10 protein-coding genes are annotated in these 14,200 nt (G+C 65.2%); 6 read left to right on the top strand and 4 right to left on the bottom strand.

Features of this window, described 5'->3' with window-relative positions; translation table 11 throughout:
• The first annotated feature begins 110 nt into the window (after positions 1-110).
• The 5 genes from ACCQ05_RS17945 to nagA are packed head-to-tail and all read left to right on the top strand — an operon-like array spanning position 111 to position 5,454.
• Entirely contained in the window at positions 111-833 is a 723-nt protein-coding gene (locus ACCQ05_RS17945; protein ID WP_372394159.1) for a GntR family transcriptional regulator, read from the top strand.
• Positions 834-876: 43 nt separating this feature from the next.
• Positions 877-2,154: a sugar MFS transporter gene (locus ACCQ05_RS17940; protein ID WP_372391865.1), complete on the top strand. Its 1,278-nt coding sequence runs from the start codon at positions 877-879 to the stop codon at positions 2,152-2,154.
• Between the two features lie 40 nt (positions 2,155-2,194).
• Positions 2,195-3,262 carry a LacI family DNA-binding transcriptional regulator gene (locus tag ACCQ05_RS17935; protein ID WP_029218977.1) on the top strand — a complete coding sequence of 356 codons (1,068 nt, stop codon included), beginning with the start codon at positions 2,195-2,197 and terminating at the stop codon, positions 3,260-3,262.
• 6 nt (positions 3,263-3,268) lie between these two features.
• A complete protein-coding gene (locus tag ACCQ05_RS17930; protein WP_228962161.1) occupies positions 3,269-4,297 on the top strand; it encodes an SIS domain-containing protein in 1,029 nt (342 codons plus the stop codon).
• Positions 4,298-4,299: 2 nt separating this feature from the next.
• A complete protein-coding gene (gene nagA / locus ACCQ05_RS17925) occupies positions 4,300-5,454 on the top strand; it encodes an N-acetylglucosamine-6-phosphate deacetylase (protein WP_228962160.1) in 1,155 nt (384 codons plus the stop codon).
• 195 nt (positions 5,455-5,649) lie between these two features.
• Here the strand turns inward: nagA and ACCQ05_RS17920 are convergent, their stop codons facing one another.
• A complete protein-coding gene (locus ACCQ05_RS17920; protein ID WP_228962159.1) occupies positions 5,650-6,150 on the bottom strand; it encodes a hypothetical protein in 501 nt (166 codons plus the stop codon).
• Between ACCQ05_RS17920 and ACCQ05_RS17915 the strand changes: the two genes are divergently transcribed.
• Positions 6,149-8,794, top strand: coding sequence for a TonB-dependent receptor (locus ACCQ05_RS17915; protein ID WP_228962158.1), 2,646 nt, complete (start codon positions 6,149-6,151; stop codon positions 8,792-8,794). The two genes, ACCQ05_RS17920 and ACCQ05_RS17915, sit on opposite strands and share 2 nt — an antisense overlap.
• A 146-nt stretch (positions 8,795-8,940) precedes the next feature.
• Here the strand turns inward: ACCQ05_RS17915 and ACCQ05_RS17910 are convergent, their stop codons facing one another.
• The 3 genes from ACCQ05_RS17910 to ACCQ05_RS17900 all read right to left on the bottom strand — a co-directional run bounded on the left by ACCQ05_RS17910 (position 8,941) and on the right by ACCQ05_RS17900 (position 14,177).
• Positions 8,941-10,173 carry a multifunctional CCA addition/repair protein gene (locus ACCQ05_RS17910; RefSeq protein ID WP_372391863.1) on the bottom strand — a complete coding sequence of 411 codons (1,233 nt, stop codon included), beginning with the start codon at positions 10,171-10,173 and terminating at the stop codon, positions 8,941-8,943.
• A gap of 331 nt (positions 10,174-10,504) precedes the next feature.
• Positions 10,505-13,543, bottom strand: coding sequence for a valine--tRNA ligase (locus ACCQ05_RS17905; RefSeq protein ID WP_372391861.1), 3,039 nt, complete (start codon positions 13,541-13,543; stop codon positions 10,505-10,507).
• 208 nt (positions 13,544-13,751) lie between these two features.
• Positions 13,752-14,177, bottom strand: coding sequence for a DNA polymerase III subunit chi (locus ACCQ05_RS17900; protein ID WP_372391859.1), 426 nt, complete (start codon positions 14,175-14,177; stop codon positions 13,752-13,754).
• Positions 14,178-14,200: the final 23 nt, after the last annotated feature.

Below are 14,200 nucleotides of genomic sequence, written 5' to 3'. Positions count from 1 at the left end.
GCGTGCCGGGGGCTGGTGCGCTGCCGTCGATTGGTACTATATTGGACCTATCGAATTCAGGCGGGCGGAAACAACCAATGGCCAAGCCCAAGACGGACGCCGACAAGCGACTGGACGAGTTGCACCTGAACGCATCCGCGCCGACGCCGCTCTACCTGCAACTGGCCGGCAAGCTCACCGATGCCATCCGCGGTGGTCAATGGAAGGCCGGCGAGGCGTTGCCGGCCGAGCGCCAGCTGTGCGAGCGCCTGCAGATCTCGCGGGTGACCTTGCGCCAGGCAGTGGACGTGCTGGTCGAACAAGGCCTGGTGTCGCGCCGGCAGGGCGCCGGCACCTTCGTCACCACCCAGATCCAGCACCAGCTCAGCGGCCTCACCAGCTTCAGCGAGACGCTGCGCATCAAGGGCTACGAGCCGGGCACGCGCTGGCTGGAGCGGCGCCTGCGCCCGGCCCACGGCGAAGAGATTTTGCGGCTGGGCCTGTCGCCGGACGCATCGGTGGCCTCGCTGACGCGCCTGCGCAGCGCCGACGACCGCGTGATGGCCTACGAACATGCCGTGCTGCCGCAGCGCATCGTGGCCGACCCGCAGCAGGTAGGCGATTCGCTCTACAGCTATCTGGATGCGCAAGGCACCCCGGTGGTGCGCGCACTGCAGTACTTTCGCGCCATCAACCTGCCGGCGCGGCTGGCCGAGCATCTGCGCATGAAGACCGGCGAGGCGATCCTGCACGTGGTGCGCGTGGGCTACGCCCGCGACGGCAGCGCGATCGAACTGACCGATACCTATTGCCACAACGACTTTTACGACTTCGTCGCCGAACTGCGCCGCTGACGCCAACGGCCTCCCCCACGCCAACTTCAGAGCCAGCCGATCCATGACTACCGCCAGGCCCGCAAATCCCGTTGTCTCGATCGCCATCGTCGGCGTGCTGTTCTTCATCATCGGCTTTTTCACCTGGATCAACGGGCCGCTGATCACCTTCGTGCGGCTGGCGTTCGATCTCAACGAGGTCAACGCCTTCCTGGTGCTGATGGTGTTCTACCTGTCGTACTTCTTCCTGGCGCTGCCGTCGTCGTGGATCCTCAGGCGCACCGGCATGAAGAAGGGCCTGGCGCTGAGCCTGGTGGTGATGGCGGTGGGCGCGGCCGGTTTCGGCCAGTTCGCCACCCAGCGCTGGTATCCGGGCGCATTGGGCGGGCTGTTCGTGATCGGCAGCGGGCTGGCCTTGCTGCAGACCGCGATCAACCCCTACATCAGCATCCTCGGACCGATCGAAAGCGCCGCACGCCGCATCGCCTTGATGGGCATCTGCAACAAGGTCGCCGGCATCCTGGCACCGATCCTGATCGGCTCGCTGGTGCTGCACGGCATCGGCGACCTGTCCGCGCAGGTCGCCAGCGCCGATGCCGCGACCAAGCAAACCTTGCTCACTGCATTCGCCGCCAAGATCCACGCACCGTATCTGGTGATGTCCGGCGTGCTGCTGCTGCTGGCCATCGGCGTGCTGTTCTCGCCACTGCCCGAACTCCGGGCCGCCGAGGCCAATGCCACGCCCGGCGCCAAGACCGGCGTGCAGAAGCACAGCATCTTCCAGTTTCCGCACCTGTGGCTGGGCGTGTTGTGCCTGTTCGTCTACGTGGGCGTGGAAGTGATGGCCGGCGATGCGATCGGCACCTACGGGCATGGCTTCAACCTGCCGCTGGACAGCACCAAACTATTCACCTCCTACACGCTGGGTGCCATGCTGCTGGGTTACATCGCCGGCCTGGTGCTGATCCCCAACATCATTTCGCAGGCGCGCTACCTGAGCGTGTCGGCGGTGCTGGGCGTGCTGTTCTCGTTGGGCGCATTGTTCACCCATGGCTACGTGTCGGTGGGCTTCGTCGCCGCGCTCGGCTTCGCCAACGCGATGATGTGGCCGGCGATCTTTCCGCTGGCCATCCGCGGGCTCGGCCGCTTCACCGAAATCGGTTCGGCGTTGCTGGTCATGGGCATCGCCGGCGGCGCGATCATTCCGCAGCTGTTCGCCATCCTCAAACAGCATTACGACTTCCAGGTCGTGTTCGCTGCGCTGATGGTGCCGTGCTATCTGTACATCCTGTTCTATTCGCTGCGCGGTCACCGCGTGGGCCTGCCGGCCCAGGCCAAGTGAGCGCGCCGGCATGATGCGTTCCGACGACCAAGGCACACCCATGCGCAGGCCCACCATCAAAGACGTCGCCGAGCGCGCCAAGGTCTCATTGAAGACCGTGTCGCGGGTGATCAACAACGAGCCCTCGGTGATGCAGGCCACGCGCGCGCGCGTGCTGCGTGCCATCGCCGATCTCGACTACGAACCCGATCCGTCCGCGCGCAATCTGCGTAGCGGCACGCCGTTCGTGATCGGCCTGGTCTACGACAATCCCAATCCGTATCACATCATCGGCATCCAGAACGGCGTGCTGGCCGCCTGCCGCGAAACCGGCTTTGGCCTGCAGATCCATCCCTGCGATTCCACCTCGCCGTTGCTGGCCGAGGAACTGGCCGAATGGGTGCAGCGTTCGCGCCTGGCCGGGGTGGTGCTGACCGCGCCGATGTCCGAGCGCCCCGAGCTACTGGCTGGTCTGGCCGCGCGCGGCATCAAGAGCGTGCGCATCATCGCCGCCACCGACGACCCGGGCGATGGCCCTTGTGTGTATATCGACGACCGCGATGCCGCGTATGAAATCACCGAGCATCTGATCCAGCTCGGCCATCAGCGCATCGGTTTCCTGTGGGGCGGCCCGCAGCACCGTTCCAGCGGCGAGCGCTATGCTGGTTACGAGGCCGCGTTGAAGGATTACGGCATCAGCCTGGACAAGCACCTGGTGATTCCCGGCGACTACACCTTCGACGACGGCTTTCGTGGTGCGCGCCGGCTGTTGTCGCTGCGCGAACCGCCCACCGCCATCTTCGGCAGCAACGACGAAATCGCCGCCGGCGTGCTGGCCGCGGCCAAGTCCACCGGCATGAACGTGCCGTACCAGTTGTCGATTGCCGGTTTCGAAGACAGCCCGTTCTCGCGGCAATCGTGGCCGGCACTGACCACCGCCAAGCAGGCCACCGACGACATCGCGCGGCATGCCGCACGCCTGTTGATCAGCCAGCTGCGCAGCGATGCCTACGACGACCAGCCCGCGCAACTGCAGAACCGTGGCTTCGTGCCGCAACTGGTGGTGCGCGGCTCCACCGCTCCGGCGCAGACGCCGGCCAGCAAACCTCTTCCCCCCGAATCCGCCTGAGTCCAGATGAGCCTCCCCCTCGAAACCGAGACCCTGATGTTCCGCGAGGCGGCACAGACCGCCGACGTGGTGGCCGCCCAGTTCGCGCGCAACGCCGATACCATCGCCGCGCTGGCGCAGTCGCTGCGCGATAACCCGCCGCCGTTCGTGGTGACCTGCGCGCGTGGCAGTTCCGATCACGCGGCAACGTATGCCAAGTACCTGTTCGAGACGCAGCTGGGCATCGTCACCGCTTCGGCGTCGCCCTCGGTTGGATCGGTCTATGCCGCGCCGCTGCAGCTGCGTGGCGCGCTGTACATCGTGATCTCGCAGTCGGGCAAGAGCCCGGACCTGCTGCGCAATGCCGAAGCGGCCAAGGCCGCCGGTGCACGCGTGGTGGCGCTGGTCAACGTGGAGGATTCGCCGCTGGCGCAATTGGCCGATGTGGTGATTGCGCTTGGTGCCGGCCCGGAAAAGAGCGTGGCCGCGACCAAGAGCTATCTCGCCTCGCTGGCGGCAGTGCTGCAGCTGGGCGCCGTGTGGAAGAACGACCCCGCACTGCTCGCCGCAGTGGACGCGTTGCCGCAACAACTGCGTAGCGCCTGGCAGGCCGACTGGTCCACGCTCACCGCCGGCCTGGTGCCTGCGCACAACCTGTTCGTGCTCGGGCGTGGCCTCGGCCTGGGCGCGGCGCAGGAAGCGGCGCTGAAGTTCAAGGAAACCTGCGGCCTGCACGCCGAGGCCTACAGCTCGGCCGAGGTCAAGCACGGACCGATGGCGCTGGTCGGCCCGGGATTCCCGGTGTTGGTGTTCGCCCAGCCCGATGAAACCGGCGCAGGCACGCGCGCACTGGCAGACGAATTCCGTGCACGTGGCGCGCAAGTGTGGCTGGCCGCGCCCGATGGCGATCTGCCGCTGGCCGATGCCGCGCACCCGGCGTGTGCGCCGCTGCTGACCGTGCAGAGCTTCTATCGCGCGATCAATGCGCTGGCACTGCAGCGCGGCCATAATCCCGATCTGCCGCCGCACTTGAACAAGGTTACGGAAACCGTTTGAACATGGATGCTTCCCCGATTCAAGCGCTGTGCAATGCGCGCGTGTTGACCGACGACGGTCTGCAGGATGGCCTGGCCGTGCTGCTGGACGGTGCGCAGATCCAGGCGATCGTGCCGGCCGATGATGCACGCGTGGCGCAGGCGCACACGCGCGTGGATCTGGGCGGCGCCACCTTGTTGCCCGGCTTCATCGACATCCAGGTCAACGGCGGCGGCGGGGTGTTGTTCAACAACGCACGCGACCCGCAGGCGCTGGCCACCATTGCGGCGGCGCATCGCCGCTTCGGTACCACCGGCATGCTGCCGACGCTGATCAGCGATACCGCGCAGGTGATGGCCGAAGCGATCGAGGCGATACGCGCCGCCATCGCGCAAGGCGTGCCCGGCGTGCTTGGCATCCATCTGGAAGGGCCCTACCTGAGCCCCGCGCGCAAGGGCACCCACGACGCGCGCAAGTTCCGTCTGCCGGACGCGTATGAGATCGCGGTGGACACATCGCTGGACAACGGCGTCACCCTGATCACGCTCGCCCCCGAGCGCGTGCCGCTGGAGGACATCCGCGCGTTCGTGGCTGGCGGTGCAATCGTGTTCGCCGGCCACACTGCGGCAACCTACGAGCAGGCGCGCGATGGCATCGCTGCTGGCGTCAGCGGCTTCACGCACGTGTACAACGCGATGTCGCAACTGGCCGGGCGCGAGCCCAACGCCGTGGGCGCCGCGCTGGAGGATCCAGATGTGTGGTGCGGTGTCATCGTCGATGGCGTGCATGTGCATCCGGCCAGCTTGCGCGTGGCGCTGGCGGCCAAGCCGCGCGGCAAGCTGCTGCTGGTGACCGACGCCATGCCGATGGTCGGCAGCGACAGCCCCAGCTTCGACCTTTACGGCGAAACCATCACGGCGGTGGATGGCGTGGTGCGCAATGCCGACGGCGCTCTTGCCGGATCGGCGCTGGACATGGCCACCGCCGTGCGCAACAGCGTGCGCTGGTTGGGCGTGGACCTGGCTGAAGCCGCACGCATGGCCTCTACTTATCCGGCCCAATGCATCGGCCTGGGCGAACGCCTGGGCCGCATCGCACCCGGCTACCAGGCCGACCTGGTGCTGGTGGACGCCGACGTGCAGGTCGTGAACACCTGGGTGGCCGGGCAGCGCGACTGACGCCGCGCGTTCCACCGCCGCCTTCGTCTGTTTCGGGTGAGGTCAATCAAGACAGACGACCGGCGTGCTGACGCGCGTGTACCACACCCCGCAACCACCGTACCTTGCATCGCAACATTTCACTGCGCAGCCTTTCCACGTCATGCTGCCTAGCGCAGTGGTCTGCATATGCAGTCATCAGGACTGCGATACAGGTCACGCCGCTATTCCATTATCGACGGCGACCACAGCGTATCTCGCATAAATCCAGGCGTTTCCGGCAGTTGGTTGACAGTGCCACTGTCGGAAGGCACCTTCGCTGATAACGTTGTCAGCGAACAGGAGCCTGTTCCATTCGATCGCTTCATTGCCAGCCGCCCATGCTGCGGTCTGGTAGCCCCGATCTGCACGCGGACTGCGCGTGTGGGTCATTGCCTGCATTCCGGCGCAGGGGACGGAATGCAGCACCGCGCGCACCGCGCTCCAGTGCAACCCATCGGTTGCGGCCTGACGTCTTCGCCACGAGGTCAATGCAATGCTGTTTCCCCGTCTGTTGTCGTTGTCTGTCGATGCCATCTGTCCCGCCGTCGCGCGGCCGATCGCCGCGCGTGATCGTTGCGCTTCCGCGCTGCCCACTGTCCCCGCTAATCGTGTATCAACAATCGCCGCGATCGCCTGTCCGATGCAGGGCACGGGCGCGCCTTCGCGCGCTGTCATGCGAAAACGATCGCCGCAACGCGCGCCATTGGGCGCAGCGGTCCGCGCGCTGTTGATCGGGGGCGCCGCACTGAGTGGCGCGCTGGCGCTTCCGGCGTCTGCGCAGCAGCCCGCATCAACGCCCGCACCATCGCAGCCCGCAGCGGCGGCTGCACAACAACAGCCGCCAGCCAATCCTTCGGTCTCCACGCTGGACGAAATCAAGGTGGTGGGTTACCAGGCCAGCCTGGGCAAGGCGCTCAACGTCAAGCGCAATGCCGACGCGATCGTGGATGCGATCAGCGCCGAGGATATCGGCAAGTTCCCCGATACCAACGTAGCCGAATCCTTGTCGCGCCTGTCCGGCATCACCGTGGATCGCCAGTTCGGCGAAGGCGAAAAAGTCAGCATTCTGGGGACCGATCCGGCGCTCAATCGCGTGCTGCTCAACGGCCAGACCATCGCTTCCACCAGTTGGGGTGGCGATCCCAACGACCCGGACAGCCGTTCGTTCAACTACAGCACGCTGGCACCGGAAGTGGTGGGCCTGATGGAGGTCTACAAGACCCCCGAGGCGCGGATCGACGAAGGCTCCATCGGCGGCACCGTGATCGTGCACACGCGCAAGCCGCTGGAGCTCGATCGCAATACGCTCACCGGGACAGTGAGCTACGGGTACAACGATCGCTCCGACGAGGGCAAGCCGAACGCCTCCGCGCTCTACAGCTGGAAAAACCAGGACGAAACCTTCGGCATACTGACCTCGGTGATGCACTCCCAGCGCGTGCTGCGCCGCGAGGGCGTGGAGATCTTCGGTTACGACGATGTCGCCGGCGCCGCGTTTCCACCTGCGGTGGTCGGCAACAACACCGGCGTGTTTCCGACCTCGATCAACACCGCGCTGTTCCAGCAGACGCGTAAACGCGATGGCATCAGCGCGGCGCTGCAGTGGAAACCCGATGCGGACTTCGAGCTCAACCTGACCGGCCTATACGTCACCGAGAATTTCGACAACTACAACCAGAGCCGCTACGGCTACTGGGGATCCAACCCCGGCGATGCACAGGCGCTGGGTTTCGAGGACGGCGTGGCCACCTCCGGCACCTTCGGCGATCAGTCAACGACGTTCCTGGATGGGTACCTGCGCAACAGCGATGTCAGCACCGGCAGCATCCATCTGCGCGCCGACTGGCATGGCGACGGCTGGAATGCCTCCAGCCAGGTCGGTTACACCAGCTCGCAAGGCGGTGCCGAGCGCATCTACGGCATCCAGTTCCGCAATCAGGCCGGCTACAGCTACGCCATCGACGGGCGTCGCACCGCGATGGATTACAGCACCGAGCCGACCAATACCGCGGCGATGCAGCTCAACAACGCCTCGGCCAGCCACAGCCCGCAGTACGACAAGGAGCGTTACCTGCAGCTGGATTTCGACCATGCGGTGGAATGGGGGCCGTTCACGCAGATCCTCACCGGTATCAAGCTCACCAATCACGCCACCGGGCAGTCGTCCTATAGCCGGACCTGGGCGCCGAACGATGGCAGTACGCTGGCGGATTTTTCGCCAGGCACCACGCCATCCGGCTACCTGGATGGCCTGTCCACCAGCGCCGACATGCAGCGCTGGTCCACCATCGGTCGCGGCGCGATCAGCCGCTACATCGGCGGCCTGGAAGGCGATGCCGGCCTACCGATCAGCTACGCAGGCAACTACAGCATCGAGGAGCAGAACCGCGCCTGGTTCCTGCAGGGCAACTTCTCCGGCGAGCGCTATCGCGGCAACATCGGCGTGCGCTACGTGCATACCCGCGATTCCACCGATGGCTTCAGCTATGCGCCGGGCGGCAGCTACACGCCGGTCAACTTTCTCAGCAGCTACGGCAAATGGTTGCCGGCCTTCAACATCGCCTACGACCTGCGCGATGACCTGATGCTGCGTTTTGCCGCCTCCAAGGTCATCGCGCGGCCGCGCTACACCAACATGACCCCGTACGTGGCTACCGACGACACCACGTTGACCGCGTCGACCGGCAACCCCGGCCTGAGCCCGTACGAATCCACCAACCTGGGCGCGTCGCTGGAATGGTATTTCGCCGACAGCAGCCTGCTCAGCGCCGAGTTCTTCTCGCGCGATATCTCCAACTACATCCTCACCACCGTACAAGACCGGGTGTTCTTCAACAACGCCACCGGTGGACCGAGCACCTACCAGACCTCGGTGCCCACCAATGCCGGCGATGCCAAGGTGCAGGGCGTGGCGCTCAACCTGCAGCACAATTTCGGCAATGGCTTCGGCGTGGTCGCCAACTACACCTATTCCGATTCCAATACCGACGGCGATTACAGCCTGCCGTACAACTCGCGCAACGCGTACAACATCAGCCCGTACTACGAGCAGGGCAAGTGGAGCGCGCGGGTCAACCTGGGCTGGCGCTCGGAATACTTCACCCAGATCGGCCGACTCAACGGCCAGCAGATGACCGATGCCTTCACCCAGGTCGATGCCTCGTTCGGCTACCAGGCCACCGAGCGGCTGCGCGTGGCGCTGGAAGCCACCAACCTGCTGGACGAAACCTACTTCAGCTACATCGGCAACAAGAACCAGCCGTACTACCTCTACAAGAACGGCAGGTCCTTCATGTTGAGCCTGAACTTCAAACTGTGACGGGTGACGGGCGGCTGCGTGGTGCAGCCGCTTCGGTCGATAGGGCCGGGGACTCGGTCTCGATGTGGCGTGGGTGCCAGGCGTTGCGCGTGTCACGTGTGCGCTCATCGATCCAGGGGCTGCGTGCCGCAGCCGGTCGGTAGCTCTCAGCTGGGGTGGTTGCGCACCGCAGCGATCGCGGCAATCCGCGCCTTCGCCAGGGCCTGGCCGATCTGCGGGCCTTTCAGGCCGGTCGCGGCCAGGTCGCGCGCATTGATCGCCAGTGCTGCTGCATGCAGACGCTTGAGCAGGTCGCCTTGCGGGTAGGCAGATTCTTCGCTGCCGAGGCGGCCGCGCTTGTCGGCCTCGCACACCAGCGCCAGTTGTGCGATGCGCTCCGGCCGGCGGAAGCCATCGCAACGCACCAGCAAGTCGTGTACGGTGCTGTTGCGCAGTTCGGGTAGGCGGTGCACGTTGAGATGCTCGCGGCAGGCGGTGACGGCCAACTGGCGATAGTCCTGCGGCACCTTGAGCCGTTCGCACAGCGCCAGCAGCGGGTCGACACCGCGCTGCTCATGCATCAGGTGGCGAGGCCACTGCTCCGGTGGCGTCAGCGCCTTGCCCAGGTCGTGGGTGAGCGCGGCAAAGCCGATCAGCGCATCGCCGGGCGCCAGACGTGCGGCCATGTCGCTGACCATCTCCTGGTGGATGCCGGTATCCACTTCCGGGTGGAAGTCGGCGCGTTGCGGCACGCCGTACAGCGCATCGATTTCCGGCAGGATGATGCGCAGTGCATCGGTGTCGTGCAGCGTGCGCAGGAAGGCGGACGGTCGCGCGCAGGTCAGGGCGCGGCGCAGTTCCTGCCAGACGCGTTCGGGGACCAGGCTGTCCAGCTCGCCATTGGCCGCCATCTCGCGCATCAGCGCTGCGGTTTCCGGCGCCAGCGTAAAGCCAAGCGGGGCGAACCGCGCCATGAAGCGTGCCGCACGCAGGACGCGCACCGGATCTTCGATAAACGCCGGCCCCACATGACGCAGGATGCGCGCCTGCAGATCGCGCGCACCGCCATACGGGTCCACCAGCTCGCCGCTGTCTTCGTCGCGGGCGATCGCATTGATGGTGAAGTCGCGCCGCAACAGGTCTTCTTCCAGTGTCACCGAGGGATCGGCATCCACCACGAAGCCGCGATAGCCCCGGCCCGATTTGCGCTCGGTACGCGCCAGCGCATATTCCTCGCCGCTACGCGGATGCAGGAACACCGGGAAGTCCTTGCCTACCGGCTTGAATCCCTGCGCTTGCAGCTGCGCCTGATCGGCACCGACCACCACCCAATCGCGGTCGCCGGCCGGCTGGCCGAGCAAGGCATCGCGGACGGCGCCGCCAACGAGATAGATCTTCATGCGCACATGGTGCCCGATGCGGTGCTGCGTCGAAACAACGCGCGGCCAGCGCTGTCGGGTTTTGCTTGGGTGTGGTGCCCGGCGGGGGCATCGCGTAGATATCGGTGTCTGCAAGCGGTTGCTGCGGATGGATGATGCGCCAGGCGTCTGGTCTGAGACTTGGCTGCAGGGCCAAGGACCGGTCACGATGGTCGGTGCACCACCAAGCAGTGCGTGCCTTCATCGCTGTGAGCGATCCGCCCAGTGCCCGGCCCGGTGTTGCCGTCGCATCGGTGCCGCTTGCACGGATGCGTGACCGTGCAGTTGCAGCGCACCGAGACGATCCGCTGCGTCAGATCTTGGCGCGCTGTTCCCGCAGGCCGGTCAATTGCACCGTCCAGTCGTTCAGGCGTGCACGCTCCTGCTCGACCACCGCGGCCGGCGCGTTCTGCACGAAGGTGGCATTGCCCAGCTTGCCGTTGCACTTGCCGATCTCGCTTTCCACGCGCTTGATTTCCTTGTCCAGGCGGGTGCGTTCGGCATCCATGTCGACCAGACCGTCCAGGGGCACCAGCAGGGTGAGTTCGCCGACGATGGCGGTGGCCGAGGGCGGCGTGTCCTGGCCGGTTGCCAGCCAGTCGATCGCCTCGAGCTTGAGCAGGAAGGACAGCTGCGATGCAAAGCGCGCCACGCGCGCACGGTCGTCGGCATTGCCGGCCTGCAGCAACAGGCGCACCTGCTTGGAGGGCGGCACGTTCAATTCGCTGCGCACGCGCCGCAGCGCCGACACCATCGACTTCAGCCATTCGACATCGGCCTCCGCACCGGCATAGCCGCTGGTATCGAGGTCGCTGGCCTGAGGGAAGGCCTGCAGGGAAATGGTGGCGTCGGTGATGCCCAGGCGCGGAGCGACCTGCTGCCACAACTCTTCGGTCACGAACGGGATCAGCGGGTGCAGCAGGCGCAGCAGGGCTTCGAGCACGTAGAGCAGGGTGTGGCGGGTGCTGGCGGCAGCTTCGCTGTCCTGGCCGTTCAGTGCGGGCTTGGCCAGTTCGACGAACCAGTCGCAGAAGGCATTCCAGGCGAACTCGTACAGCGATTGCGCGAGCAGATCGAAACGGTAGTTGGCGTAATGCGCGTGGGTTTCTGCAGTGACCTTGTCCAGGCGCGCAAGAATCCACTTCTCGGCATCGGTGACCGGCTGCAGCTGGCCCGGGCCCCGGGCCGCGAATCCCGGGTCCTGGCCTTCGCTGTTCATCAGCACGAAGCGCGTGGCATTCCACAGCTTGTTGCAGAAGTTCTTGTAGCCCTCTGCACGTCCCAGGTCGAACTTGATGTCGCGGCCATGGGTTGCCAGCGCGGCGATGGTGAAGCGCAGCGCATCGGCACCGTGGGCGATGATGCCGTCCGGAAATTCCTTGCGCGTGGCCTTTTCGATCTTCTCGGCCATGCGCGGCTGCATCAATCCGCCGGTGCGCTTGGCCACCAGGTCTTCGATGCTGATGCCGTCGATGATGTCCAGCGGATCGAGCACATTGCCCTTGGACTTGGACATCTTCTGGCCCTGCGCATCGCGGATCAGGCCGGTGATGTAGACATCGCGGAACGGTACCTGGCCGGTGAAGCTGTCGGTGGCCATGATCATGCGCGCCACCCAGAAGAAGATGATGTCAAAGCCGGTGACCAGCACCGACGACGGCAGATAGCGCCCGAAACCGCGCTCGGCCATCGCGCTCGCATCCGGCCAGCCCAGGGTGGAGAACGGCCATAGCTGCGAGGAGAACCAGGTTTCCAGCACGTCGCTGTCCTGGCTTAGGCGATACTGAGCAGGAACTTGTTCCTGAATCGCCAGAATGAATTCGTCATTGCGCACAAGCTTGATGCAAGCAAGTAGCTTGGACCGTACTTCCTCTGGAAGAGAAATATTGGACTCAAGATATTTTTCGTAGGCCGAACGTTCGTCGCGACCCACATAGCAGCGCCCGCCTTCGTCAAACCACGCCGGGATGCGATGGCCCCACCACAGCTGGCGGCTGATGCACCAGTCCTGGATGTTTTCCATCCAGTGGCGATAGGTGTTGATCCAGTTCGGCGGCACGAACTGGATCTGGCCGCTTTCCACCAGCTCCAGGCCGCGCTTGGCCAGCGCGTCCATCTTCACGAACCACTGGTCGGTGAGATAGGGCTCGATCACCTGGCCGGTGCGGTCGCCACGCGGCACCTGCAGCTTGTGCGGCTTGGTTTCGGCCAATCGACCTTCGTCCTCCAAATCAGCTAGGACAAGCTTGCGAGCTTCGTAGCGATCGAGGTTCCAGTATTTCTCCGGAATTCCTATATCGGAAGGCAGAGCATCGCGATCCAGAGTCAGAATTGGGTCACGGGGGTTTTCAGCATCACGACGCTTACGATAGCTAGAAAGACCAATGATCTTTGCTTCTGGCGTGAGGATGTTGATCATCGGCAGCGAGTGCCGCACGCCCACCTGGTAGTCGTTGAAGTCATGTGCCGGCGTGACCTTGACCACGCCGGTACCGAACGCACGGTCCACATAATCGTCGGTGATCACCGGCACTTGGCGGCCGGTCAGCGGCAGCACGATGCGTGCGCTGTGCAAGGTGGCGTAGCGCGCATCGTCCGGGTGCACCATCACCGCGGTGTCGCCGAGCAGGGTTTCCGGGCGTGTGGTGGCCACCACCAGGTAATCGCGGGTTTCGCGCAGGGTCTCGTTGCCGTCGGCGTCGTGCTCGACGTGTTCGTAGCTCACGCCATCGGCCAGGGTGTAACGGATCGACCACAAAAAGCCGTCTTCCTCGACGTTTTCCACTTCCAGGTCGGAAATGGCGGTCTTCAGCACCGGGTCCCAGTTGACCAGGCGCTGGCCGCGGTAGATCAGGCCCTGCTCGTACCAGCGCACGAAGGCCTCGTTGACCGCCGCCGACGGTTGCGGGTCCATGGTGAAGGTGCTGCGCGACCAGTCGCTGGAGGTGCCCAGCCGGCGCATCTGGCGCTCGATGGTGTCGCCGGACTGCGCCTTCCAGTCCCACACCTTGGCGATGAAGCCTTCGCGGCCGAGCGTGTCGCGCGTCTCGCCCTTGCCTTCCAGCGCCAGATTGCGCGAGACCACCATCTCGGTGGCGATGCCGGCATGGTCGGTGCCCACCTGCCACAGCGTGTCGAAGCCGCGCATGCGGTGGTAGCGCACCAGCGCGTCCATCAAGGTCTGCTGGAACGCATGCCCCATGTGCAGCGTGCCGGTGACATTGGGCGGCGGCAGCAGCACGGTGTACGGCTCACCCTTGCCGGACGGCGCGAAATAGCCGGCCGCCTCCCATTGCGCATACAGGCGCGATTCGAAGGAGGCGGGGTCGTAGCTGGAGGCGAGGGTGGTCATAGAAGGGCTGGGATTCGTTATTCGGGATTCGGGATTTGTTGCGTCATGGGGCCTGTGGTGATCACTGGCAACCCACGCATCAATGACAACGATGGTGCTGTGGAACCGAGGGGGGCGATTTCCGATTCGTCGTTGGCTGTAGCGCTGTGGAAGCGCGACAACCCGTGGTGACGAATCTCCAATCCCAACTCCCCAATCCCCGCCGCACTCACATGTCGTACTTGGTGAGTTCCAGGCCCAGGGCCTTGTACTGTTTCCAGCGTTCGCGCAGCGGTTCGCGGGCGGCGGGGTCGGCCGGCACCACTTCCAGTACGCGGTCGCAGGCGCCCACGTAGGGATCGTCGCGCAGGTTGATCACCAGCGGGCGTGATGGCGCGGCGAACTCGGGGGCGGCGATCAGCACCGGCGCCAGTTCGTCTTCGTCGTCGGTGCCGGCGATCTGGTGCGGTACATAGGCCTCGTCGTCGAACGCCCACAGCAGGTCGTCCAGCGCTTCGGCCTGTTGCGCATCGCGCGCCAGGATCAGCGTGGACAGGTTGGCGTCGTTGGCCTTGCGCGCCAGCTCGCAGACCAGCCGCAGCGGTTCGTTGAGGAAGCGCGGCTTGGCGATCAGGTAGAAGTCGGCACGGGGCATCAGGGCAGGGATTCGTTGAGGGG

This window comes from Xanthomonas sp. NCPPB 3582 (assembly GCF_041475735.2).
GTDB lineage: Bacteria > Pseudomonadota > Gammaproteobacteria > Xanthomonadales > Xanthomonadaceae > Xanthomonas > Xanthomonas codiaei.
Note: the sequence above shows the minus strand (reverse complement) of the source record. Positions and strands in the feature narration are given on the sequence as shown.

Coding starts and splice junctions, on each gene's coding strand:
- ACCQ05_RS17905 (WP_372391861.1), bottom strand. CDS start 13,543: ATGACCACCCTCGCCTCCAGCTACGACCCCGCCTCCTTCGAATCGCGC.
- nagA (WP_228962160.1), top strand. CDS start 4,300: ATGGATGCTTCCCCGATTCAAGCGCTGTGCAATGCGCGCGTGTTGACC.
- ACCQ05_RS17915 (WP_228962158.1), top strand. CDS start 6,149: ATGCGAAAACGATCGCCGCAACGCGCGCCATTGGGCGCAGCGGTCCGC.
- ACCQ05_RS17935 (WP_029218977.1), top strand. CDS start 2,195: ATGCGCAGGCCCACCATCAAAGACGTCGCCGAGCGCGCCAAGGTCTCA.
- ACCQ05_RS17940 (WP_372391865.1), top strand. CDS start 877: ATGACTACCGCCAGGCCCGCAAATCCCGTTGTCTCGATCGCCATCGTC.
- ACCQ05_RS17920 (WP_228962159.1), bottom strand. CDS start 6,150: ATGACAGCGCGCGAAGGCGCGCCCGTGCCCTGCATCGGACAGGCGATC.
- ACCQ05_RS17930 (WP_228962161.1), top strand. CDS start 3,269: ATGAGCCTCCCCCTCGAAACCGAGACCCTGATGTTCCGCGAGGCGGCA.
- ACCQ05_RS17910 (WP_372391863.1), bottom strand. CDS start 10,173: ATGAAGATCTATCTCGTTGGCGGCGCCGTCCGCGATGCCTTGCTCGGC.
- ACCQ05_RS17900 (WP_372391859.1), bottom strand. CDS start 14,177: ATGCCCCGTGCCGACTTCTACCTGATCGCCAAGCCGCGCTTCCTCAAC.